We start from the raw sequence: 20,949 nt of genomic DNA on the forward strand, positions 1-20,949 counted from the left end.
CGGAAGCGCGCCCGCCCTGCCCGGCGTGACGATCCCCAGTATGAGAAAACTCTTCACCGGGCTGGCGGCACTGCTGATGCTCGCCATCGTCGCGCAGTTCTTCCTGGCCGCCGTCGGCGCGTTCGACAGCGCGCCCACGGAGGAGGCCTTCGCGCCGCACCGCCTGCTCGGGTACTCGATGCTCGTCCTGGCGGTGCTGGCCACGATCATCGGCGCCGTCGCCCGGATGCCGGGGCAGCTCATCGGGCGGGCCGGGCTGGTCGTCGGGCTGGTGATCGTGCAGGTGCTGATCCGCGAGATCGCCAAGGCGATCGGCGACGGCTCGACCGCCGGGCCACTCGTCTTCGGCCTGCACGCGCTCAACGCGCTGTTCATCATGGGCGTGGCCGAGTCGGTCCTCCGGCGGTCACGGCAGACGTTGGAACCGGCCAAAACGGACCGGCTCGTGTCATGACTCTTATCATTTTGGATCACGCAGTCGCGCTGCTGGGCGTCATGGCCTGGTTAGCGGCAGGCGTCACGGCGTCCCTGCGACGGCCCCGCACGGCGCTCGCCCTCCTGGTCGTGGCGCTGGTGGTGACCGCGGCCAGGGTGGTCCCGGTGATGCTGCTGGCCGCTCGCGGCTGGTGGTTCGTCCAGGAAAAGGTCCTGCTCGGCCTCCCGCTCCTCACCCTGGCCGCCCTGGCCGCAGCGGCGATCGCCGGCCCCCGGCTGCTCGCGTCGGCCAGGGCTCAGGGATGGCGCCCGCGTGCCGGGACGGGTGAGCCGGAAGCGCCTCCGGACGCGCCTCTGAAGACGCCCGAGCGCGGGGCGCGTGCCGGGGACCTCGACACGGTGAGCGTCATCGCGCTGCTCACCACCGCTTACGCCGCATTGGCCGGCTTCGTGCTGACCTTCCTCGTCGGCTATCCCCTGACCCTCGGCGTCGCACTGATCGCGGTCGCACTGGTGCCGGCGGCGTCGCTGCTCACCGCCCGCGTGCTCAACCACCCGGAAAGGGACCTCGCGGAAAACCGGGACACGGTCCCCATGGAGAGAGCGGCGGAGATTTCGCGGCGGCGGCTTCTTGGCGTCGCAGGTGGTTTGGCGGTGGCCGGCGCGGTCGGGGCGGGTATCGGGTTGTCGGTGCGGCACGGTACGGCGCCGGTGAACGGTGGCGGGCCCGGGCCGGCGGCGCGTACGACCGTGCCGGTGACAGATCTGCGAGGCCCCGTCACCCCAGCTCCGGGTGGAGTCCGTCGCGCGCACGTCCTGACCGCCAGGAAGGCCACCGTGCGCCTGGCCAACGGACGCGACTTCGACGCGTGGACCTTCGACGGCACCCTGCCCGGTCCGGCGATCACGGCCACTCAGGGCGATCTCATCGAGGTCAAACTGGTCAACCACGACATCGACGAGGGGGTCACCCTGCACTGGCACGGCTACGACGTGCCGTGCTCGCAGGACGGCGCGGCGGGCGTCACCCAGGAAGTCGTGGGGCGCGGCGGCGAGTTCGTCTACCGGTTTCGCGCCGATCAGGTAGGGACGTACTGGTACCACACCCATCACGCGTCCCACATCGGGGTGCAACGGGGCCTCTACGGCACCCTCGTCGTGAAACCCCACGAGCCGGACGCCGGAGAGCTTGATCTGACGTTGCCTGCTCACACCTTCGACGGCACCGTCACGATCGCCGGCGGCGACGAGCACCTGGCGCCGCCCGGCACGTCCGTACGGCTGCGGCTCATCAACACCGACTCCGACCCGCACCGGTACACGCTGGCGGGCACCTCGTTCCGGCTGGTCGCCGTCGACGGCCGCGACCTCGTGGGGCCCGGCGAGATCAGCCGCCAGGCGCTGTATCTGCCCGCAGGCGGGCGCTTTGACCTGGTGTTCGTCATGCCGGACACCTCCGTGGCGCTCGCGCTCGACGACGGGACCGCGACCGTGTGGCTGCGGCCCGAAGCCGGCGTTCCCGACGGCGCTTCCGGCGGTGCTTCCGACACTGGACTCGCCACCCAGGACATCGGCGGCTGGCCCGAGCTCGACCTGCTCACGTACGGGACGCCGGCGCCTGTCGCGCTGCGGGTCGATGCCGCCGACCGGCACTTCACGATGGTCCTCGATCGCGGGCTGGCCATGGTCGACGGTGTGCCGGCGTACGCGCACACCGTCAACGGCCGCGGGCACCCCTCTATCCCCGACCAACTGATCGCTGAGGGTGACGTCGTCCGGTTCACCGTCGTCAACCGGAGCCTGGAGACCCACCCCTGGCATCTGCACGGCCATCCGGTGCTCATCCTGTCCAGGGACGGCAAGCCGGCGTCGGGCAGTCCGCTGTGGGTGGACACCTTCGACGTCAGGCCTGGGGAGGTGTGGGAGGTCGCGTTCCTGGCCTCGAACCCGGGCATCTGGATGAACCACTGCCACAACCTGCCGCACGCGCATCAGGGGATGATGCTGCAGGTGCGTTACGACGGCGTCACGTCGCCGTTCGGTGGCATGCACGCCACCGGCCCGGGACACGCGCATGGATGACCGTTTGCGTCTTGCACAGTCCCAGGAGGGAGGTTCGTAGGGCCCGGATACGACATCACCCGCTCATCGGCGGACCCGGTAGGCCAGGTGGAGCACCCGGTCGCCCTGGATCACCACGTGCGGGTCCTCCAGCAGATGCTGAGCGTCGACCGAGCCGAAGTAGCGCTTGCCCGAGCCGAAGACCACCGGCACGACGTCCATCGCCACCTCGTCCACCAGCCCGAGGGTCAACGCCTGCCCGCCGACGTCGCCCGCCGCCACGGCGACCGTGCGCTCCCCCGCGAGCTCCCTCGCCTTGGCGACCGCCCGCGCCACGTCGTCGACGAAGTGGTAGGACGCCTCCGGGTGCCAGCCCTCGGGCCTGGGCCGGTGCGACACCACGACCACGTGCTCGCCGGCCGGCGGGCGTCCCTCCCAGCCGTTCGTGATGTCGAACAGGTGACGGCCGATCACCATCGCCCCGATGCCGGCCCAGATCGGCTTGACGTACGCGGCCGAGGCCCGCGAGACCTTCATCGCGCCGCCTTCGACGAGCGGGACGTCGCCGTTGCCGTACCACTCGAACAGCGGGCCTACCTCATCGGCGACGTCGGCGATGAAACCGTCCACCGACACGACGTTGTGCATGACCACGGTGCTCATGAGATCTCCCAGGGTGTGTGACTATTTCGTCCTTTCACCCATGCGTCGAACGCACACCGCCGGAACAGACACCGCACCGGGAAAATCTCGTCAGCCGGCTCGCCCCGGACGTCAGGTCAGTGTGCCGGTGACGCGCCACAGGTCGTAGCTCCACAGCGAGGCGCACGTCCCCGCGCAACTCTCGGTGAAGATGACCGTGAGCGATCCGCTGTCGGGCAGCGTGCCGTAGACGGTACGCACGATGCCGGCGTTGTGGTTGCGGGGCAGACCGGTGAGCGCGGGGTCGATGACGCCCTCGACGCGCCAGGAGCCGCCGCCGTTCCAGATGGACGCGCCGTCGATGCTGGCCACCTGGAGCGAGGCGCCGATCTGCTTCGGGGCGACGGTCGGGTACGGGTGCTGCTCACGTACGGCGTAGAAGCGGTCACGGGAGGGGTCATAGGCGACGTCGAAGTTGTTGAGCACGTCGGGCTTCCCGTCGGTCCCGGTCAGCCCGGCCCTGGTGACCTCGACGGCGGGGCCGACCACGGGGGCGGACATGTCGGCCAGGGTGATGTCGCGACGGTAGGCCCGAGTCCCGCCGGGACCGCCCGCGGTGTAGAACAGCAGCAGCCGGCCGGCGGCGGGATCGACGGCGGTGACCGCGGGCTGGCCGGCGCCCCACGCGGCGGGGTCGTCGAAGGGGAACGCCACGACGGGCTTCGGATACTTCACCCACGGCCCGTCGAGGGTCTTGGCGAAGGCCACGCCGATCTGGTTGTGGGCGCTGGCGTTCACGTCGTTGCCCAGGTAGAACATCGCGTAGCCGTACGTGACGCCCTGATATCGAGCGGTGACCGCGACGACGGCGGGGTCGCAGTTGTGGTACTTGTCCCAGCCGGTGCCACCGGAGGCGATGACCCGCCGGTCGCCGACGATCTTCCCGCCGGACCGGCGAGTGTGCCAGATGTCGTCCTTGATCTTGCCGTCGGTGGTGTTGTGACAGGTCCAATAGTGCTCGGTGGCGCCCTGTTCGATCGCGGCGGGAGCGTACGCGTAGAGCTTGCCCTTCGGATCGTAGACCTGCTGGGCCGCCCCTGGTTCCCACCCGGCGGCGGCGTGCGCGGGCGCCGGCAGGAGCGAACCGGCGAGCACGAACAAGCAGATCAGCCCGCGAGCCAGCATGGCGGCTCCTTCATGTGGAGGGGACGGCTTCGTCGCCGGTCAGCGCGATGCTTTCATGACCCGCCGCGTTCCGGTCGCCGAACCCGAATTCGTCATCCAAGCCGGCGAGATGCGCGGCTCGCTCCACTTCGGCACGTCCTGACCGTTCGCCGTCAGCTCCGGTTTCCCGCGAGCGCACGAGAAGGCATGAGCGCCGAGGACAGCGCCCAGCGGCCGGGCCCGAGTGCGGCGACGAGCAGGAAGCCCCAGCAGAAGAGCGCGGCCTTCTCGCCGCCGTTCTCGATCGGGAACAGCGCCTGCGGCTGGTGGACGACGAAGTAGGCGTAGGCCATGGTGCCCGAGCAGACGACGGCGGCGGCGCGGGTGGCCAGCCCGAGGAGGACGAGGACGCCGCCGATCAGCTGGATGACGGCCGCCCACCAGTCCGGCCACTGCCCGACGCCGGGCACCTGGCCGTGGGGCCCGCCCAGCACGTCGAAGAGCGTCGCCACGCCGTGACAGGCGAACAGCAGGCCTATCACGATCCGGTACAGGGCCAGGAACAGCCCTTGGTCCTTGACCAGCGATTCCACAGAGGTGTCCTTTCGACGAAGGGTTGCTGGTGCCGTTCTCCGGGACGCTTTGGGAGCGCTCCCAAAGGGTCTCTGTACGGAACCCGCCCGTCAACGCCGCGCCTCCCGCGGGAGATCCCGCCGTCGGCTGCCACGCGCCCCACAAGGCGGAACACCACAACCGCGACCTCGTAGAAGATGAAAATTTCAACTACACGACTCCCCCTCACCGACCATGAAAGTTTCATGATCCACAGTGACGACCTCACGAGGTGGTAGAAGTCGGGCGAAAGCGGAGTGGGGGCGATCGATGATCCGGGTTCTGCTCGCGGAGGACATGCACATGGTCCGCGGCGCTCTGGTCGCGCTTCCGCCCCCGCGAGCGATCCGGCCGCCTTCCGCGTACCACCCCTGCTCGAACGCGAGATCGGCGAGGACGGGACGCGGACCTTCGCACTGACGATGCGGCGCGGCCGTACCGAGCTCCTGCCGGGCAGACCGGCCGAGACCTGGGGCTTCAACGGCCCTCACCTCGGCCCGACGATCCGGGCGGCGCGCGGCGACGAGGTCCGCATGACGGTCACCAACCGCCTGGCCGAGACCAGCACCGTGCACTGGCACGGCATGCGCCTGCCCGCCAGCCGCCGAAGAGCACGGCGCGGCTGGCGGTGCGGTTCGGGACGTTCACGGACCCGGCGACGCCGTACATGTACCACTGCCACATCCTGCGGCACGAGGACTCGGGGATGATGGGCCAGTTCGTGATCGTGGAACCGGGCACGGAGCACCAGGTGTCCCGCACGATCACGGCCCATCATCACCCGTCAGGGTTGAGACCCATGCCGGTTCGGTAGGCCCTGGATGAACGCACGACGACCCAAGGGACGAGGCATGTCGCAACCTGGCTATTGGCACGTGGCCGACGGCACTCCCGTGACGGCGGCGAAGGCCCGGGAGATCTGGGCCCGTGAGGCGTATCCCCTGCTCGTGGACGTGGCGCGCACGTATCGCGCGGTCATCACCTACAAGGAACTCGCCGACAGGATTCAGGAGACCTCGGGGATCCGTACCAGGGCGTTACTCCATAACTGGATCGGCCGCGTCCTGAGCGAGGTGCTGCGGGAAGCTCACCGCCGCGGCGACCCGCCGCTCACGGCGCTGGTGGTACACACCGATGACGGCATGGTGGGCGAGGGCTACAAAGAAGTGCTCGAGGTCGCCGGCGAACCGCCGGTGGGCAACGCCTTAGATCGCGAGCTGCACGCCGCTCGCTCGAGGTTGGAGTGCTATCGGCACTTCGGCGCGATCTTGCCCCCGGATGGCGGCGTTCCCGCGCTCGCCCCTCGATATCAAGCGGCCGTCGATCGTCGGCGAGCACACTCCGAGAAGCCTCCGCGGGTCTGCTCCCGCTGCTTCATGCAGCTTCCCGCGACGGGCGTATGCGACACCTGCGGGTAGCGGCACGACTCCAAGCCCACCGCCGGCGCGGCGCACCGTAGTGCTCCAGGAATCTCGACACCGCCGTCTTGAACGACCGAGCTGGACGGCTCCATCAGTTTCCGAGGATCTTCACATCTCATCGAGATTGGCAGCCTCCCCGGAGTGCACCGGACTATCAAGTTACTAACATCAATGTTAGTAACATCCGTGTTAGCAACATGTCCGCGCTCCGCCTCGGCCCGGCGACAACGTGCCTACCAGGGTGGCCCGGAGGATCTGCGGGCGTGCTCATGTGGCTTCCTCCTCCGTCAGCATCCCGGCGGATCTCGCCGGCAAGAGCGAGACCGTGCCCAGCAGCCAGTCCGCGAGCCGGTCGCGTTCGACCAGGATGAGCGGCTCCCGCGCGCCCAGGGCTTCGAGCCTGGCCTGCTTGGTGAGACCGGCGGAGGTGACCAGGACGCCGGTGTGGCCCGCGAAGGTGTTGGCCAGCGCGCCGAGGAAGTCGCGTACGTCGCGGGCGCCGACCGGCTTGCCGTAGCGCTTGCACTGGATGGCGTAGCGGCCGTGGCCCGGAGCGAGGGCTGTGATGTCCACCCCGCGGTCACCGGCACCGCCGCGCTGACGGACCTGGCGGAACCCGTCGGCGATCATCCGTTCGGCGACAAGGTGCTCGAACTCGGGCCCCGACATCCGGTCGACCTTCTCCAGCTCGACGTTGGCGGCCAGGAAGCGCTGTCTCTCTGCCCGGATCATGCGCTGCCGGAGAACGAGTCCGCCGGCGAGTAACACGCCGAGCAGGCAGGTGATCCCCAGGGCCCAGCCGGGGTGTTCGGCGGCGAACCACACGACCGCGACGCCCGCGACGCAAACCGCCGCCGTTACCCGCTTCCTCTTTCGTACCTTGGAGCCCCTCGCCATGGTGCCTCCTCGATGAGTGGTCCCGAAGGCAAGTGTGAGCGAGAGGACCGACAAATCGTCAGCGCAACGTCGCCGTGAAACCGCGGCCGTGGGCGTGGCGGGTCGTCGCCTGGATCAGCATCCCGCCCGGCACCCGCCGCACCTTGACCCCCTCGTCCGTCGAGTCGACCCGTAGACGCGGCCCGTGGAGCACGACGCTGACCCGGTCCCGCCGCATCGTCGGGTCCGACAGCGCGACCACCGTACGCTCACCCGACCGCACGATCACCGAAGCGGGCCCGTCGACCAGCATCCGCCCGGCGAGACGCGGCCCGTCCGAGAAGACGTTGGCCGCCACGATCCCGAGCCCCTTGTGCTCGATCGCCTGGACGTGCCGGTCGTTGGCCAGCACGCGCACCGTCCCACGCGCGTACCCACGCAACCCCGCCTCGGTCGCGCCGGGCACCAGAGCGTAGGCAAGCTCGGGAACTTGACCGCCCGCGGGATGGGCGACCGACGCGGTGAAGACGTTCTTGGTGACGCTGGTGTCGGGGTTGCTCGTACGGACGACTCTGCGGCTGCGGGTCACCGTCTCCAGCCCGGCGGTGACGGGCTGCCTGGTGAGGAAGGCGTAGCCGACGGCGGTGCCGCGGGTGCCGTTGGCGTAGCGCAGCCAGCGGGGCGGCGTGGTGTCACCCGCCCGCCAGGCTCCCCCCTGCCAGCGTTCGCCGGTGACGGCGACCGCGTCACCGGGAGCGGCGATGCGGCTGTCCACGGTCGTCACCGCGTCACGCCCGCCCTGCCCGGCGACCCCCGCCGCCAGCACCACGATCTCGTCGTCGAGCATGAACCACGACTTGGTGGCCCGGGCATTCCGATAAGCCACGAAATCCTCGGGCAGAACCCCCTCCTGCTTCGCCGTATAGGCCGCGTCATCGGACTGCACGAAACCGGCCGCCCCGTACACCCCGGACGTCACCCCGCCGGAGAACGCGTTCTCGCCACGCGGGAAGTACACGTACGTGTTCTGCGACTCCGACGACGAGGTGAAGTTCAGCGGATGCCCCGGGTTCTCGTACCAGAAGCGCCCGTACAGCTCCGGCACCGTCCGCCGCTCCTCCACCGGCGCGGTGACGCCGGCCAGCCGGTACGGGGAGACGGCCGTGAAGTAGTCGACCCCGAACACCTCCCGCTGGTCCTCGCCCGCCAGATAGAGGTAGTAAGCCCCATCCCCCTGGAACCAGGGCATGAGGTTCTCCCCGTTCATGTACTCGTACTTGCTGATCCGCTCCGAACTCCGCGCCAGCGCGAACGCGTACCCGGGCCGCCGGTGCACGGCCCGGTCCATGGCGTTGAAGGCCACGGACCGCGAAGGCGGGTTCAGGTCGGCGGCCGGGATGGCGTCGTCAGAGCGGATGGCCGAGTAACGGGCGATGCTGACCGGAGAGACGAACGACCCCGTGTCGGCGGCAGGCAGGTGCTTGACGTACTTCTTCAACGCCAGCGCGCTGTCCCCGCCGACGTGGTCCGCCAGGTCGGCGATGGCCTCCACGATGATCCCGACGTCCGCGTACCCGGTGTTGGTACGGGAGACCGCGCGCCCCTTGACGATCTCCATCATCCAGCCCTCGAAGATGAGCGGGGCGAAGCCGTCGGTGATCCACCTGTAGACCACCTCCCCCAGCCCTGACCCGGTGGTCGCGCCTTCGAGCGTCTTGAGGGTCTGGACGACGCGGGTCAGCAGGATGCGCCCGTACGAGCCGGTGTAGGCGACCGAGTGGTGCTGGATGAAGGAGCCGTCCTCGTAGTAGCCGTCGGTGACGCCGTGCCGCAGATCGTACGGGTCGATGGTGGCGAAGACGGTGGCCTGGTCGGCGATGGCCTTGGCGACGCGGGCGTCGTCGGCGGTGAGGGCGCCCTGGAGGATGCGGTTGGCGGTGATGTCGGCGAGGTTGGCGCCGGTGTGGAAGCGGGAGTCGAGGTCGACGTCGCCGTCCTTGCCGTTGCGGAGGTAGGCGTCCATCGTGGCGAGGTACGTGGACGTCAGAGCGGGGCGTTCGTCACGTAAGAGGTCGGCGAGCAGGACCAGGGTCCGGCTGACGTGGGTGGGGATGCCGATCTCCCAGTTGTGCCAGTTGCCGTAGTAGCCCGCCGCCTGGTCGCCGAAGTGGCGCTCGTGCAGCCATTGGAGTCCCTCGACGACGCGCCGCTGGACGGTGGCGTCGCCGTCGAGTTCGCCGCCGGGGGTGCGGGTGGCGAGCGCGATCTCGTACAGGAACTGGAAGGCCTGGCGGAGTGCGGCGTCGTCGGCGCCGAGCGTGAGGCCGGCGAACAGCTCGCCGTCGCCTGCCTGGTCCATGGCGGTGAGGCGCTGCCTGGCGGTCCTGAGGATGGCGGCGAGCTTGGCGGCGACCTCGGGTCGGGTGTTGCTGTCGGAGGTGCCGGCGAGCATGGCCACGGTGTTGGCGAGCAGCCGGGCGTGGTCGGCGCCGGACGCGGCGGCGCGCACGGGAGAGGCTACGGCGAGGAGGCCGGCGGCGGGGAGGAGGGAGAGGGCCTGGCGGCGAGACAGATGCGGCACGGCTTGACTCCGGGCTGTCGGGGGCTCCTCACATGATCCACACTCATCGCGTTGGAATCCATAGCCATCTCGTGGTTTATCGATGAAGAAATCTTTCACGTCCTGGTGGGGGCCGAGGACCTCTACAGATCGCCCGCCCAGGGTTGAAAGTGGACACGGTGGCGGGGACCGGTGAAGATCGGGGGGAGGAGGAGCGATGATCCTGGACAGGCGTCCCCGGCTCGCTCTGGCCGCGGGCGGTCTGCTCGTGACCGGCATCGCGGTCATGCTCGTCACCCGGCCGCTGCGGCATCAGGTGTTCACGCCCCGCGTCCTCGCGAGCGTGTGATCACGGCTGTCATCGTGATCGTTCCCACCGTCCTGGAGCTCGTTCCGCGGACCGTCCACATGGTGTGGGGTGTGGCGGCCGTGGCTTTCGGCGGTGTGGCGGCGCTCTCGGCTGGGCGGAGGAGCGGAGCCGCGAGGGGTACGTTCCGGTCTGTGTCTGTGTCTGTGGCTGGGAAGGCGAACCGCGAGCGAGCTCGTCGCAGGCCCTGGAGAAGGCGGGAGATCACGACTCACGGGCCTGTGAGCGCTGATGGTCAGTCGTCCACGTGCGACAGGATGACGGCGTCCGCCACCAGGGTGATCTGGTTCTGCCCGTAGCAGTCGGCCTGGTGGGTGGCGAGGTCCGTGCCGCAGCCCGCGCAGACGAGGTTGGGGCCGTCGATCTCGCTGATCCCGCAGCAGCCGCCGACCCGGGACCGGTCCGGATGCAGGAGCATGCCGACGGCGTCGTCCGGGTGGATCACCAGGCCGGGCGGTTCGCCGGAGAACTCCTCGGGCCGGTGGTTGGCCGCGTACGTGCCGCGCGGCATCCGCGGGGGCTGGATGCGGTCGGTGGGCATGGTCGCGCCGGCGATGGCGGTGTAGTGCGCCGGCGGCAGGGGGATCCTGCGGACCGGCAGGGTGATCGGGCGACGGCAGGCGAAGCAGAGGAAACGCGCCACAAGGGCGACGATACTTGACGTCAACCGAACTTGAGGTTGCACCGTACGAGGATGAACAGCTTCGAGATCGGCGTCATCCTGCCCGGAGTCAGTGTGGGCATCGACCTGCGGGAGGCGGCGCGGCACGCCGAGGACGCCGGGCTGGACGGCGTGTGGCACGGTGACCACCTCGCCTGGGCCGCCAAGCAGGTCGCGACGCTCCAGTACGTGTCGGGCGGCCGGCTGGTGCTCGGGGTCGGTTCGGGTGGCGGCCTCGGGCAGTGGGCCGCCGCCGGGGTGCCCTACGCCGAGCGCGGGCCCCGTACCGACAGCGCGCTGCGGCTCCTCCCGCGCCTGCTGGCGGGTGAGCGGACCGAGGTCGAGGGCGCGGCCGTCGAGCTGGCGCCGTCCGTGCCGATGCCCCCGGTCTGGGTCGGGAACGCGTCCATGACGGCGATCCGGCGGGCCGCGCGGCTGGGGGACGGCTGGTTCCCCTCCCTGATCTCCCCCGCTCAGCTGGCCGAGGGCGCGGCGCGGCTCGCCGAGCTGGCAGCGGAGCACGGCAGGCCCGCGCCGGTCGTCGCGATCGGGGGGACCTGCGCCCTGGGCACGGGGGTCCCTTCCCGTGAGGAGATCGCGTCAGGCATCGGCGGCGCCTACGGGCGTCCCGTGGAGGAGGTGATCGACATCCCGCTGACCGGCCGTCCGGAGGAGGCCGCCGAGAGGCTGGCCGCCTACCGGGAGGCGGGGGCGCGGCACGCGGTGGTCGGGATAGCGGGCGGGGACTGGCGGACGCAGGTCGAGCTGCTGGCGGAGGTTCGCAAAATCTTGCATGACACGCATTGATGCGCGTTGTGTATGTTTGACCTGTCCCCTCTAGACAGGATGCGTACATGAGCGCCGACACCGCGCAGACCGCGACGCCCGAAGAGTCGCCGAGCTCCAGCCCCACGGCGATGCGCCAGATCATCCCCCCGGACATGCTGGAGCGCGGGCAGTGCCCGTTCGACCCGCCGCCCGGTCTGCGCGAGCGGCGCGGTCAGGGGGCGGTGCAGCCGCTGCCGCTGCGCAACGGCGCGCAGGCGTGGCTGGTGACCGGCTTCGAGGAGGCGCGCACCGTACTGTCCGATCCGCGGTTCAGCGCCGACAAGATGCGCCACCGCGACGCCACGTCGATGCAGCCGCACGAGGTGGACGCGCCCACCACCCCCGAACCGCCCGCGACCCGCGAGGACGGGTTCTTCGTCTTCATGGACCCGCCCGAGCACACCCGGCTGCGGCGGCTGCTGACCGGCCAGTTCACCGTGCGGCGGATGAAGGCGCTGGAGTCGCGGGTCACCGAGATCGCCGTCGAGCACATCGAGGCGATGAAGGCGGCCGGCGACGAGGCCGACCTGGTGCCGGCGTTCGCGCTGCCGCTGCCGTCGCTGGTGATCTGCGAGCTGCTCGGCGTCGACTACGCCGACCGGGCCGAGTTCCAGGAGCACACCTCCGTGGCGCTCGACAGCAGCGCCGACCCCGAGCGGCGGGCGCTGTCCGGGGCCGAGCTGTACGGGTTCATGCAGCGCCTGGTCGCCCACAAGCGCGCCCACCCGGCCGACGACCTGCTGTCCGGGCTCGTCCACGACGCCGACCCGCCGCTCACCGACGCCCAGCTCGTCGACGTCGCGCTCGTCCTGCTCGGCGCGGGCCACGAGACGACCGCCAACCAGCTGAGCCTGAGCGCGTTCGCTCTGCTGGAGAACCCCGACCAGCTCGCCGCGCTGCGCGCCGACCCCTCCCTGATCGACAACGCGGTCGAGGAGCTGCTCCGCCACCTGTCGATCATCCAGCTCGGCGTCAACCGGGTCACGACCGAGCCCGTCACGCTGGGCGGCGTCGACATCCCCGCCGGCGCCACGGTCGTGATCGCCACCCCCGAGGTCAACCGCGACGCCCAGCACTGGCCCGACCCCGACCGGCTCGACGTGCGGCGCCCCCGCACCCCGCACCTCGCCTTCGGTCACGGCGTCCACCAGTGCCTCGGCCAGCAGCTCGCCCGCGTCGAGATGCAGATCGGCCTGCGCGAGCTGATCACCCGCCTGCCGGGCCTGCGCCTGGCCGTGCCGGCCGAGAAGATCCCGGTACGGAACGAGATGCTGATCTTCGGCGTCCACTCGCTACCTGTGACCTGGTCATGACGACGCTTCCGGGGCGGCGTGAGCGGAAGAAACAGGCCACCCGCGCCGCCCTGAAGGAGGCCGCGCTGCGGCTGGCGATCCGCGACGGGCTCGAGAACGTCACCGTCGAGCGGATCGCCGACGAGGCCGACATCGCGCTGCGCACCTTCTTCAACTACTTCTCCAGCAAGGAGGAGGCGGTGGTGGCCACCGTGTCCTCGGCCGCGGAGGCGCTCATCGCCGAGTTCCGGGCGCGGCCTCGTACGGAATCCGTTCTGCGGGCCTTCCGTGAGGCGGTGCTGGTGATCCTGAACGAGAGTGACGCCGCCAACCGCGACTACCTGGCGGTGGTCAGGCTGATCCACCGGACGCCGTCGCTCGTACCGCAGCAGCTCGCCATGCTCGCCGCCCAGGAGAAGGCGCTGGCTTCAGCGATCGCCGAACGTGTCGATGTCCCTGAGGACTCCGTCTACCCGACGGTGTGCGCGGCGGCCGTGCACGCGGCGCTGCGGATCGTGGTGAACCAGTGGCTGGAGGCGGGGCGGGAACCGTCCGCCGAGGTGCTGGGGCGGCAGGTCGACCTGGTGATCGCCGAACTCGCCGCCGGTCTGGACCGTCCCTGCTCAGGTGATGGCGCCGGTGGCGGTGCAGACGTGGAAGCGGTTCATGGTTAGTTCGAGCTTGACGGGGATGTCTTCGGCCAGGTCGAGGTCCTTGATCTTGTTCGGCGAGTTCGCCGCGGCGCTCAGGTATCCGATCTGGGCTCCCGTCCGGGCGTTGAAGAGGCGGAGGATCACGGGGTACGAGGTGCCGTTCTTGAGCGTCATGCGCTCGTCCAGGGCGTAGAAGTTGCCCTTCACCTGGTTGGTCGTGCTGTTGTTGTAGAGGAACTGGGTGTAGGCCGACCTCCCGCCGGCGTCGCCGTCGTTCTGGTAGGAGTTCGCCCAGCACTGCCAGCCCGCGGCTGCGTGCGCCTGGGCGGGGGTCGCCACCGTGAGGGCGGTGAGGGTCGACAGCAGGATCAGGCCGGCTCTTCTGCGCATGGTGCTCCTCGGGTGCGCCGGGGCCGTTCCCCCGGTTTCACCAGCACGCTAATGACCGGCGTTATCGCCCGGCTTAACGGCGAAGGCCTTCCGGCCATGCGCCAGCGCCTCCCGTACGGCCGGGCTGTGGGTGTTCTTCCAGACGAGGGCGAGCCGGGCGGGAGCCTCGACGTCGTCGATGACGCGGGCGGCGAGCCGGTCGCGGTGGTGCGCGGCCATCGACTCGCTGAGGATGCCGACGCCGAGCCCCCGCGCGGCCAGGTCGGCGACGGCGTCCCCGGCACTGGCCTGGAACGCGATCACCGGCCGGCGGTCTCTCGCGGCGCAGGCCCGGTCGAACACGGCCCGCAGCCCGGTGCCCTCCGGCATGCAGACGATCGGGTACGCGGTCAGCTCGTCCAGGGTGACCCGTTCCCGGCCCGCGAGGGGATGGCCGGGCGAGACCGCCGCGACGAGGCGTTCACTGATGATCGTCAGCGTGTGGAGCCCGTCGTGCTCGCCGGTCTCCGTCCCGATGAGGGCCAGGTCGATCGTCCCGGTTCGTACGCTCTCGGCGAGCCGGTCGGAGTTGCCCTCCAGCAGCGAGATCTCCACTCCCGGGTGCGCCCGGTGGAAGGCGGCGAGGGCGTCGAACAGCGGCGTGACCGTACAGCCGATGACCATGCCGACGACGAGCCTCCCCCGGATCAGGTCGGTCACCTCCCCCACTGCCTGCTTGACGGCATTGGAGGCGGCGAGCGCGGCGCGGGCGTGTTCGAGCGCGGCCTTGCCGGCGACGGTGAGGGTGACGGTGCGGGTGTGCCTTTCGAAGAGCTCGGCGCCGAGCTCGCGTTCGAGCTGGCGGATCTGGGCGCTGACGCCGGACTGGCTGATGTGGACGCGCTCGGCGGCTCTGGTGAAGTTGCGCTCTTCGGCGACGGCGATGAAGTACTCGAGCTGCCGGAGTTCCATAAGCATTGATTCTAGTTTCGACGAGGACTATCTGATGGGCTTCTAAAATGGCCTGTTCAACAGCGCCCCGAAGACGGCACCCTGGCCCTCAGAACCATCTCGCGACGACGCCGACGATGATCCCCACGAGTCCCACTGCGGCGACCGCTGCCGCGTTGCGCAAGCGGAAGGCCCGAAGCCTCAGGGCCATCCCCGCCGCGGTGATGAAGATCAAGTCGATGGAGACGTGGGGAAGCGCTGCCAGAGCGCCCTGCACTCCCCGGAATCCGGCCCGGTCACCCCCGCTGGTGATTTGAGCAGGATAGACGCGGCCAGGCTCGCCCCAGGAGAAGGCGCCGACCGCCGCCACCTTGTCGCCGGTGGCCGCGTACACGAAGTCGCCCGTGCACACCTGCCTGCCATACCTGCTGGACTCCACGTCATGGCACTCCTGAACGGTCAAGGTTCCCGGAGCGCCGGTGAGACCGGTCGCCAATCCGATGTCGACCAGTGCGGGGACAGTGGCCGTCAGGGTCCATCCCACCGCCGCGACCATCGTGGCGACGACCAGGACGACCATGGTGAACATCGACTCGCCGGAGGCGTCGGAACGAGAGGGCATGGTGTCACTGTGGAGTGATGGGTTTGCGACTCACTTGGAAACCACTGGGCCGTGCGAAACGGTCAAGGCCGTCGTGACCCTCGACGCTGGGCGCCCGACTTCCTGCTCACCGCCCCCGTCGAGGAGGACATCGGACGCGATGCGCAGCGATGAGTCCGCCGGCGCCCAGAGGTCTACCTCTCGACCCAGACAACCACCGCATCGGGAGTAAGGGCATGGGCCTCATCCACATCGAACTGTTCGCCACCCTCGACCTCGTCGGGCAGTCGCCGGGCAGCCCCGGCGAGGACCCGGTGGGGTTCTCGTTCGGCGGCTGGCAGGCGCCCCTGCTGGACGAGGCCTCAGGGGCGCAGGTCTCCGCCGCGTACGAGGGCACGGACGCGCTCCTGCTCGGCCGGCGGACCTACGACATCTTCGCCGCCTACTGGCCGCACCAGGAGGGCGAGATCGCCACGCTGTTCAACAGCGTCCCGAAGTACGTGGCCTCCCGCGGCACGCCCGACCTCTCGTGGGCCGGTTCCACGCGGCTCGGCCCGGACCTGGCCGGCGCGGTGCGCGAGATCCGCGACCGGCACGAGCACGTGAAGGTCGTCGGGAGCCTGAACCTGGTGCAGACCCTCCTGCGCGAGAAGCTTTTCGACCGTCTCGACCTCTGGGTGCACCCCATCGTGCTCGGCGTCGGCAAGAAGGTCTTCGACGGCGGCGCGGTGCCCACGAACGTCACACTCCTCGAACCGCCGACAGCCGGCCCGAAGGGAACCGTCTACCTGCGCTACGGGCTCGCCGAGGGCACACCCGAGACAGGGGACATGAGCCGCGTTTCATAAGTGCTGGTTTTGGCTTCAAGCGGAACCAGCTGTTGGACTTCTGACGGGTTGGATGGGGATGCTGGAGGCATGAGCGCATACGAGAAGGCCATGCGACCTGAAGACATCACCCGGCTGTTCGTCGAGCGGTCCAACGCCGGGGACGCGGCCGGGGTCGCTGATCTGTACGAGGAGGACGCGGTGCTGGCCTACCCGCCGGGGAGCCAGACCGTGGGGCGGGAGGCGATCCGCGAGCTGTGGTCGAAAGTGCTGGCCGGGCGTCCCCGGTTCTCGCCGGAGGAGCCGCTGCCCACGTTGATCAGCGGCGACATCGCCCTGACCTCGACGCCGCCCAGGGACGGCTCCGGCGCTCGCGCGCAGGTGGTCCGGCGTCAGGCCGACGGGAGCTGGCTGCGGGTGCTCGACCAGCCCGAATTCGTGCCGCCGGGCCGCTCCTAGGACGGGCGAGGGGCGCGGCGGTCCTGACGCTGGGCGAGCTCTTCGTCGTCCACCAGCGTCAGCATCGGCTTGCCGGGTTCACACAGCATGGTGACGGTGAAGCGGAGCCGGATGTCGTCGCGGTGGTTGCCGTCCTGGTAGTGGATGACGTCGCCGCCCGGCTCCCAGAACACCTCACCGGCCCGCAGGACCCGCTCCGGCTGGCCTTCCAGCTCGAACAGCATCTCGCCTTCCAGCACGTAGCCGAACGCCGGGCCGGAGTGCCGGTGCGGCGGCGTGCCGGGGTCACCGGGCGGGAACTCCAGGACCACGGTCATCACGTGCGCACCCTCCGGGATGAAGGGCGGCTCGACCTCCTGCAGCAAGGTGAGCGCCGTCTGCCAGGCGGGCTTGACCTCGGACATGGGACCTATCTCCAGTCTCTGTAGCGGATCTCGCCGAGGGTGGCGCCGTCATCAGGCACCAGCGACCTCTCGCGCAGCTCGGCGCCGAAGTAGAGCGCGTGCGGGTCGGTGACCACCTCACGCGGATCACCCCAGGAGGCGAGCGCCTCCCGGAAGAACTCGTCCATCCGGACCTGCTCGGGTCCCGCCACATCGACCCTGCCGTTCGTCGGCTCCCCCACCGCGACCCGGCCCACCGCCCGCGCGACGTCGTCACCCGCGATGGGCTGGAAGAGCACCGGCGCCATCCGCACCTTGCCGCCGTCCGTGGCCTCGTCGGCGATGCTCGGGACGAACTCGAAGAACTGGGTGGCGCGTACGAGCGAGAACGGGATCGACGACTCCTCGACCAGCTTCTCCTGAGCGGCCTTCGCCTGGAAGTACGGGCGCGCCGGCGGGCGGTCCGCGCCCACTATCGACAGCACGACATGGTGACCGACGCCTGCGTCGGCCTCCGCGGCGAGCAGGTTGCGGGTGGAGGTCTCGAAGTACTCCCGCACGGCCGCCTCCTCGAAGGAGGCGGACTTCGACACGTCGACCACCACGGACGCGCCCTCCAGCGCTTCGGCCAGGCCTTCGCCGGTGACGGCGTTCACCCCGGTGCTCGGGGATGCCGCCACTGCCTCGTGGCCACGCTCGTCCAGCTTGGCCACGAGCTTCGAACCGATCAGACCGGTACCGCCTACTACGACGATCTTCATTCCTGACCTTTCCCTGCGAGGTGCCCTTGGCCTCGTGGCTGCTGGTGCAGGACAGGACGGCTTCCTGGCCTGAGTCGCTTGTGGACCTCGTCTTTGAGCGTCCCTCGTGCTGTCTCTGCTGCCACGTACAGGGCGGCAAACTTTCAGCAACCGTCGCCGGCGTGGGGGTTCGTCGGCCCGCTTGCGTCACCAGGCGCGGCCGGTCACCATCTGCAGCCACCGTTCCTCGGCCGCGTGGGCGGACGTCCAGGTGCTTTCCACGATGTCTCCAAGTCCCTTGGCGGGGAGGCGCCGGACGAACCACAGGCCGGCGGCTGTGCAGAGCTCGAACGCTGGGCATGCGCGGCACGGTGATCTACGCGGTGGACCCCGAGCTGCGAGGCTTTCTCACCCGGGTCGCCGCCTGACATCTTTGTGGTCCTGGAGTTTCGCGCCTTATGACACCGAGGGCTCCGGATCTTGCTTGCCTAGCTGTTCTTGATCATGCGGTCGCCACCGAGAGCGAGCAGGAGGAACATGTCGAACTGATGAAGGTCGGCCTTGTCCATTCGCCTAATGGCCTCGATGCCGGAACGAGCCGTGTTGATGTGACCGAGAGTACCCAGACGGGTTGCATCGAAGACCGGGTCGTAATCCGCACCGTGCCGAGCTTCCAGAAGCTCGTTGAACGCGCTGGCCAGCACTTCCAAATCCGCTGGCGCGCTCCCGGTGAGGGGATCGATCAGAAGGAGCCGGACGGGGTTGGGTGGCGTGCGGCCTGCCGCAATGTCCTCCACCCATCGGGCGGCCTTCTTGAAGTTGCCGTGGGCATACCAGCGACCGATGGCCTGCTGATGCTCGCGCGGCCCGTTCCTCGCCGCGCGTCGTGCGCCATGCTGGACAAGCTCATGGAAGAGCGCGTAGTAGGCAGTTGAGGTGGCACGCCTCAGGTAGGCGGTCCGAGGACGGCCGCGCCCTGCGGTACGACCCGCGAGGGTATCGGCTAGATGGAGATAGTCGTCTGCCTTGAAATCTCGCCTCACGGCCTGTCCTGTTGGTCCCGGATCAGGGTCTGGTCAATGGTGCTCGTGCTGTTGCCTTCCACCGACTCGTCCACGTCTTCCCGGGCTTCGAACTCTTCTCGAGTGAACAGTGTGACGTACACGTGCTCATCGATGTGCCGTTCGGCAGCAAGTCTATTCACTTGCCTTCGCAGCGCATGAGTGAATTCGGCCGACCATCCTTGCTCCTCGCCCGAGTCGTCGACAATGATGAGGGCTTTGAGTGCCGCCTCGCCATCGGCGTCCAGATACGGCTCGACCGAAGCCTGCTGGATGCTGGGAGAGTCTGGAATGCGCATGCGCCTGATGGCCTCGGCCAGTTCGTTCAAGACTTCGCCCTGCCGTTTCATGCTCATGACGACCATCTTCGCACTTCCCGACTGCGATCAGAGGGCGGCCAGGGCTGCATCGCCGAGCGCGCGTCTCTTCCTGGTTGAACGACGCTCATCGTAACGCTGCGTGTAGCTGGGTGGCTCTGAAGCGGCAGTTCCGCTCGCTTCTCGCCGGTCTGATGCGTCGACCACAGCCGCTTTCAACCGGATGCGGTTAAGACTCTGGCCATAGGTGGTATCTGGCGGCGCGGGCCTCGTCCTCGGTGCAGAAGAAGCGGCTGTCCAGCGGGGTCACTATGTAGTAGTCGCTGCCGGGCATCCGGTAGTTATAGCCGGCGGCGAAGTCCGAGGCGACGAGCGGCAGCCCGCCGCACCTGATCACGTGGATCGGGAAGCTCGCCATGGCGCTGGTGAGCGGCATGACGAGCGCGACCACGTACATCAGCACCGCTGTGACGAGCGCCCGCAGCCAGGCGGGCGAGAGGCCGATCAGCGCGAGGAGGATCAGGCCCAGGATGTAGGCCAGTGCCAGCAGCACCAGGTACCACGCCAGGAAATGCGCGGCCGTGTCCAGCGGCGCGACCGCCACGGCCAGGCCCGCCATCGGGATGACCAGGAGGAACGCGGTCAGCCACGCACTCGCCACAGCAAATGGCTTCATATCCGAATATGACGGGTCGGGCCGGGGGTTCGTTCGGTTCGATCACCCGCGGGCGGGCGTGCGGAAGACCTGGCGGGCGTGCCAGCCGATGTGGTCTGGTTTGACCGTGTCCAGGCCCGGCTGGGGTTCTCGGGCCGGGCGTCCGGCCAGGGAGAGGACCATGTCGCGGGATGCCTGCGAGCGGCCCACGTATCTGGCCGAGACGGTGATGGTCCGGTCCTGCGTCAGTCCGAGGACGCCCTTGTCGAACAGTTTGTGGTGGATGGCGCACAGGCACAGGCCGTTGGCCAGGTCGTCCGGGCCGTCGAAGGCCCACCAGCGGACGTGCGCCGCGTCGAGGCCCACCGCTGTGCCGTCCAGCCAGCCGTCGTACGCGCAGAACGCGCAGCAGTACTCGTACGCCATCAGCACCTGATCGCGGAACCCGGGGCCGCGGCGGACCGGCGGTGGCTTCCTGACCTCGGCGGTGGTCTCCGCCGTCTCCAGGTCCAGGCCGGCCAGCATGCAGAGGTCGGTGTGCAGGGACGGGGCGAAGTTGGCGTCGAGGAGGTAGCGGGCGATCCGTCCCAGCAGTCCGGGTTCCTCGGACAGGGCGCGGGCCAGGTCGGGGTGGAGGCGGCCGGCGGCCTGGCTGTCGCGTAGCCTGCCGAGTTCGGGGCCGGGGCTGCCCGGGCCGTGCAGGGTCTCGACCAGCCAGAGGCCGTCGCTGGTCAGGTGGTGGAACGGGTAGCCGGGGCTGGTGTCGCGGGGCGGGCCGTACTCCTTGAGCAGGGTCTTGAGCTCGGCCTCCGCGGCGCTGAAGGGGATCGGCCGGTTGCCGTGGCGTTGGAACCGGCCCAGGGCATACAGGAGGAGGAGCGGTTTGTGCGGCGCGCGTTCGCCGCCTCTGGTCCAGCGCCGGATCTCGGCGACCCGCTCGATCCAGTCCACGATCGTCAGTGTAGGGCGATCTTCCGGTTGTTGGAGGTCAGCAGATCTGCTCGCCGGGCTGGT

The 20,949-nt window shown here is 69.5% G+C and carries 26 protein-coding genes; 11 read left to right on the top strand and 15 right to left on the bottom strand.

Features of this window, described 5'->3' with window-relative positions; all coding sequences use genetic code 11:
* Nucleotides 1-40 precede the first annotated feature (40 nt).
* Both AB0K05_RS29775 and AB0K05_RS29780 read left to right on the top strand, forming a co-directional pair.
* Nucleotides 41-454 carry a DUF6220 domain-containing protein gene (locus AB0K05_RS29775; protein WP_364233473.1) on the top strand — a complete coding sequence of 138 codons (414 nt, stop codon included), beginning with the start codon at nt 41-43 and terminating at the stop codon, nt 452-454.
* 11 nt (nt 455-465) lie between these two features.
* Nucleotides 466-2,517, top strand: coding sequence for a multicopper oxidase family protein (locus AB0K05_RS29780; protein WP_364233476.1), 2,052 nt, complete (start codon nt 466-468; stop codon nt 2,515-2,517).
* Nucleotides 2,518-2,580: 63 nt separating this feature from the next.
* On the opposite strand, the gene AB0K05_RS29785 is transcribed toward AB0K05_RS29780, so the two are convergent.
* The 3 genes from AB0K05_RS29785 to AB0K05_RS29795 form a co-directional block, all read right to left on the bottom strand.
* Complete coding sequence (locus AB0K05_RS29785; protein WP_271276132.1) at nt 2,581-3,159, bottom strand: dihydrofolate reductase family protein; 579 nt, start codon at nt 3,157-3,159, stop codon at nt 2,581-2,583.
* A gap of 111 nt (nt 3,160-3,270) precedes the next feature.
* A complete protein-coding gene (locus AB0K05_RS29790; protein WP_364233479.1) occupies nt 3,271-4,323 on the bottom strand; it encodes a hypothetical protein in 1,053 nt (350 codons plus the stop codon).
* A gap of 152 nt (nt 4,324-4,475) precedes the next feature.
* Nucleotides 4,476-4,895: a DoxX family protein gene (locus AB0K05_RS29795; protein ID WP_148035013.1), complete on the bottom strand. Its 420-nt coding sequence runs from the start codon at nt 4,893-4,895 to the stop codon at nt 4,476-4,478.
* A 441-nt stretch (nt 4,896-5,336) separates the two neighbouring features.
* Here AB0K05_RS29795 and AB0K05_RS29800 point away from each other — a divergent pair, with 441 nt between their 5' ends.
* The 3 genes from AB0K05_RS29800 to AB0K05_RS29810 are packed head-to-tail and all read left to right on the top strand — an operon-like array spanning nt 5,337 to nt 6,332.
* The gene (locus AB0K05_RS29800) at nt 5,337-5,624 is read left to right on the top strand and encodes a multicopper oxidase domain-containing protein (protein WP_148035014.1); all 288 of its coding nucleotides are present in this window, start codon (nt 5,337-5,339) and stop codon (nt 5,622-5,624) included.
* Nucleotides 5,543-5,728, top strand: coding sequence for a multicopper oxidase domain-containing protein (locus AB0K05_RS29805; protein ID WP_364233482.1), 186 nt, complete (start codon nt 5,543-5,545; stop codon nt 5,726-5,728). The genes AB0K05_RS29800 and AB0K05_RS29805 overlap by 82 nt, the downstream gene beginning before the upstream one ends.
* Nucleotides 5,729-5,765: 37 nt before the next feature.
* Nucleotides 5,766-6,332 carry a hypothetical protein gene (locus AB0K05_RS29810; protein WP_271276134.1) on the top strand — a complete coding sequence of 189 codons (567 nt, stop codon included), beginning with the start codon at nt 5,766-5,768 and terminating at the stop codon, nt 6,330-6,332.
* 270 nt (nt 6,333-6,602) lie between these two features.
* Here the strand turns inward: AB0K05_RS29810 and AB0K05_RS29815 are convergent, their stop codons facing one another.
* Together AB0K05_RS29815 and AB0K05_RS29820 are read right to left on the bottom strand one after the other, a co-directional pair.
* The gene (locus AB0K05_RS29815) at nt 6,603-7,232 is read right to left on the bottom strand and encodes a restriction endonuclease (RefSeq protein WP_271276135.1); all 630 of its coding nucleotides are present in this window, start codon (nt 7,230-7,232) and stop codon (nt 6,603-6,605) included.
* Nucleotides 7,233-7,290: 58 nt separating this feature from the next.
* Nucleotides 7,291-9,792, bottom strand: a complete 2,502-nt coding sequence (locus tag AB0K05_RS29820; RefSeq protein ID WP_364233486.1) for a polysaccharide lyase family 8 super-sandwich domain-containing protein — start codon at nt 9,790-9,792, stop codon at nt 7,291-7,293.
* A gap of 196 nt (nt 9,793-9,988) precedes the next feature.
* Here AB0K05_RS29820 and AB0K05_RS29825 point away from each other — a divergent pair, with 196 nt between their 5' ends.
* Entirely contained in the window at nt 9,989-10,120 is a 132-nt protein-coding gene (locus AB0K05_RS29825; protein ID WP_364233488.1) for a hypothetical protein, read from the top strand.
* A 253-nt stretch (nt 10,121-10,373) separates the two neighbouring features.
* On the opposite strand, the gene AB0K05_RS29830 is transcribed toward AB0K05_RS29825, so the two are convergent.
* The gene (locus AB0K05_RS29830; protein WP_364233490.1) at nt 10,374-10,781 is read right to left on the bottom strand and encodes a hypothetical protein; all 408 of its coding nucleotides are present in this window, start codon (nt 10,779-10,781) and stop codon (nt 10,374-10,376) included.
* Nucleotides 10,782-10,832: 51 nt separating this feature from the next.
* Between AB0K05_RS29830 and AB0K05_RS29835 the strand changes: the two genes are divergently transcribed.
* Genes AB0K05_RS29835 through AB0K05_RS29845 form a run of 3 tightly spaced genes read left to right on the top strand, consistent with a single transcriptional unit; the run spans nt 10,833 to nt 13,593 of the window.
* Entirely contained in the window at nt 10,833-11,606 is a 774-nt protein-coding gene (locus AB0K05_RS29835; RefSeq protein ID WP_364233492.1) for an LLM class flavin-dependent oxidoreductase, read from the top strand.
* A gap of 47 nt (nt 11,607-11,653) precedes the next feature.
* Entirely contained in the window at nt 11,654-12,940 is a 1,287-nt protein-coding gene (locus AB0K05_RS29840; protein WP_364233494.1) for a cytochrome P450, read from the top strand.
* Nucleotides 12,937-13,593: a TetR family transcriptional regulator gene (locus AB0K05_RS29845; protein WP_364233496.1), complete on the top strand. Its 657-nt coding sequence runs from the start codon at nt 12,937-12,939 to the stop codon at nt 13,591-13,593. Before AB0K05_RS29840 ends, AB0K05_RS29845 begins: the two co-directional genes overlap by 4 nt.
* Here the strand turns inward: AB0K05_RS29845 and AB0K05_RS29850 are convergent.
* The 3 genes from AB0K05_RS29850 to AB0K05_RS29860 form a co-directional block, all read right to left on the bottom strand.
* A complete protein-coding gene (locus AB0K05_RS29850; protein WP_148035021.1) occupies nt 13,543-13,962 on the bottom strand; it encodes a hypothetical protein in 420 nt (139 codons plus the stop codon). The two genes, AB0K05_RS29845 and AB0K05_RS29850, sit on opposite strands and share 51 nt — an antisense overlap.
* A 48-nt stretch (nt 13,963-14,010) precedes the next feature.
* The gene (locus tag AB0K05_RS29855) at nt 14,011-14,913 is read right to left on the bottom strand and encodes a LysR family transcriptional regulator (RefSeq protein ID WP_364233498.1); all 903 of its coding nucleotides are present in this window, start codon (nt 14,911-14,913) and stop codon (nt 14,011-14,013) included.
* Nucleotides 14,914-15,001: 88 nt separating this feature from the next.
* Nucleotides 15,002-15,514: a hypothetical protein gene (locus AB0K05_RS29860; RefSeq protein WP_364233501.1), complete on the bottom strand. Its 513-nt coding sequence runs from the start codon at nt 15,512-15,514 to the stop codon at nt 15,002-15,004.
* Nucleotides 15,515-15,729: 215 nt separating this feature from the next.
* Here AB0K05_RS29860 and AB0K05_RS29865 point away from each other — a divergent pair, with 215 nt between their 5' ends.
* Both AB0K05_RS29865 and AB0K05_RS29870 read left to right on the top strand, forming a co-directional pair.
* Nucleotides 15,730-16,341, top strand: coding sequence for a dihydrofolate reductase family protein (locus AB0K05_RS29865; RefSeq protein WP_364233504.1), 612 nt, complete (start codon nt 15,730-15,732; stop codon nt 16,339-16,341).
* 69 nt (nt 16,342-16,410) lie between these two features.
* Nucleotides 16,411-16,779: an SgcJ/EcaC family oxidoreductase gene (locus tag AB0K05_RS29870; RefSeq protein ID WP_364233506.1), complete on the top strand. Its 369-nt coding sequence runs from the start codon at nt 16,411-16,413 to the stop codon at nt 16,777-16,779.
* Here the strand turns inward: AB0K05_RS29870 and AB0K05_RS29875 are convergent.
* The 6 genes from AB0K05_RS29875 to AB0K05_RS29900 all read right to left on the bottom strand — a co-directional run bounded on the left by AB0K05_RS29875 (nt 16,776) and on the right by AB0K05_RS29900 (nt 20,886).
* Nucleotides 16,776-17,183 carry a cupin domain-containing protein gene (locus AB0K05_RS29875; protein ID WP_364233508.1) on the bottom strand — a complete coding sequence of 136 codons (408 nt, stop codon included), beginning with the start codon at nt 17,181-17,183 and terminating at the stop codon, nt 16,776-16,778. The two genes, AB0K05_RS29870 and AB0K05_RS29875, sit on opposite strands and share 4 nt — an antisense overlap.
* A gap of 5 nt (nt 17,184-17,188) precedes the next feature.
* Nucleotides 17,189-17,923, bottom strand: a complete 735-nt coding sequence (locus tag AB0K05_RS29880; RefSeq protein ID WP_364233511.1) for an SDR family oxidoreductase — start codon at nt 17,921-17,923, stop codon at nt 17,189-17,191.
* A gap of 467 nt (nt 17,924-18,390) precedes the next feature.
* Nucleotides 18,391-18,945, bottom strand: a complete 555-nt coding sequence (locus AB0K05_RS29885; RefSeq protein WP_364233514.1) for a hypothetical protein — start codon at nt 18,943-18,945, stop codon at nt 18,391-18,393.
* On the bottom strand, nt 18,942-19,319 hold the full coding sequence (locus AB0K05_RS29890) for a hypothetical protein (RefSeq protein ID WP_364233517.1): 378 nt from the start codon (nt 19,317-19,319) through the stop codon (nt 18,942-18,944). Before AB0K05_RS29890 ends, AB0K05_RS29885 begins: the two co-directional genes overlap by 4 nt.
* Nucleotides 19,320-19,509: 190 nt before the next feature.
* Entirely contained in the window at nt 19,510-19,956 is a 447-nt protein-coding gene (locus AB0K05_RS29895) for a hypothetical protein (protein ID WP_364233520.1), read from the bottom strand.
* A gap of 42 nt (nt 19,957-19,998) precedes the next feature.
* Complete coding sequence (locus AB0K05_RS29900) at nt 19,999-20,886, bottom strand: phosphorothioated DNA-binding restriction endonuclease (protein WP_364233522.1); 888 nt, start codon at nt 20,884-20,886, stop codon at nt 19,999-20,001.
* Between the last annotated feature and the right edge of the window lie 63 nt (nt 20,887-20,949).

Origin of the sequence: Nonomuraea sp. NPDC049486 (assembly GCF_040676925.1) — a bacterium.
GTDB classification, from domain to species: Bacteria; Actinomycetota; Actinomycetes; order Streptosporangiales; family Streptosporangiaceae; genus Nonomuraea; species Nonomuraea ferruginea.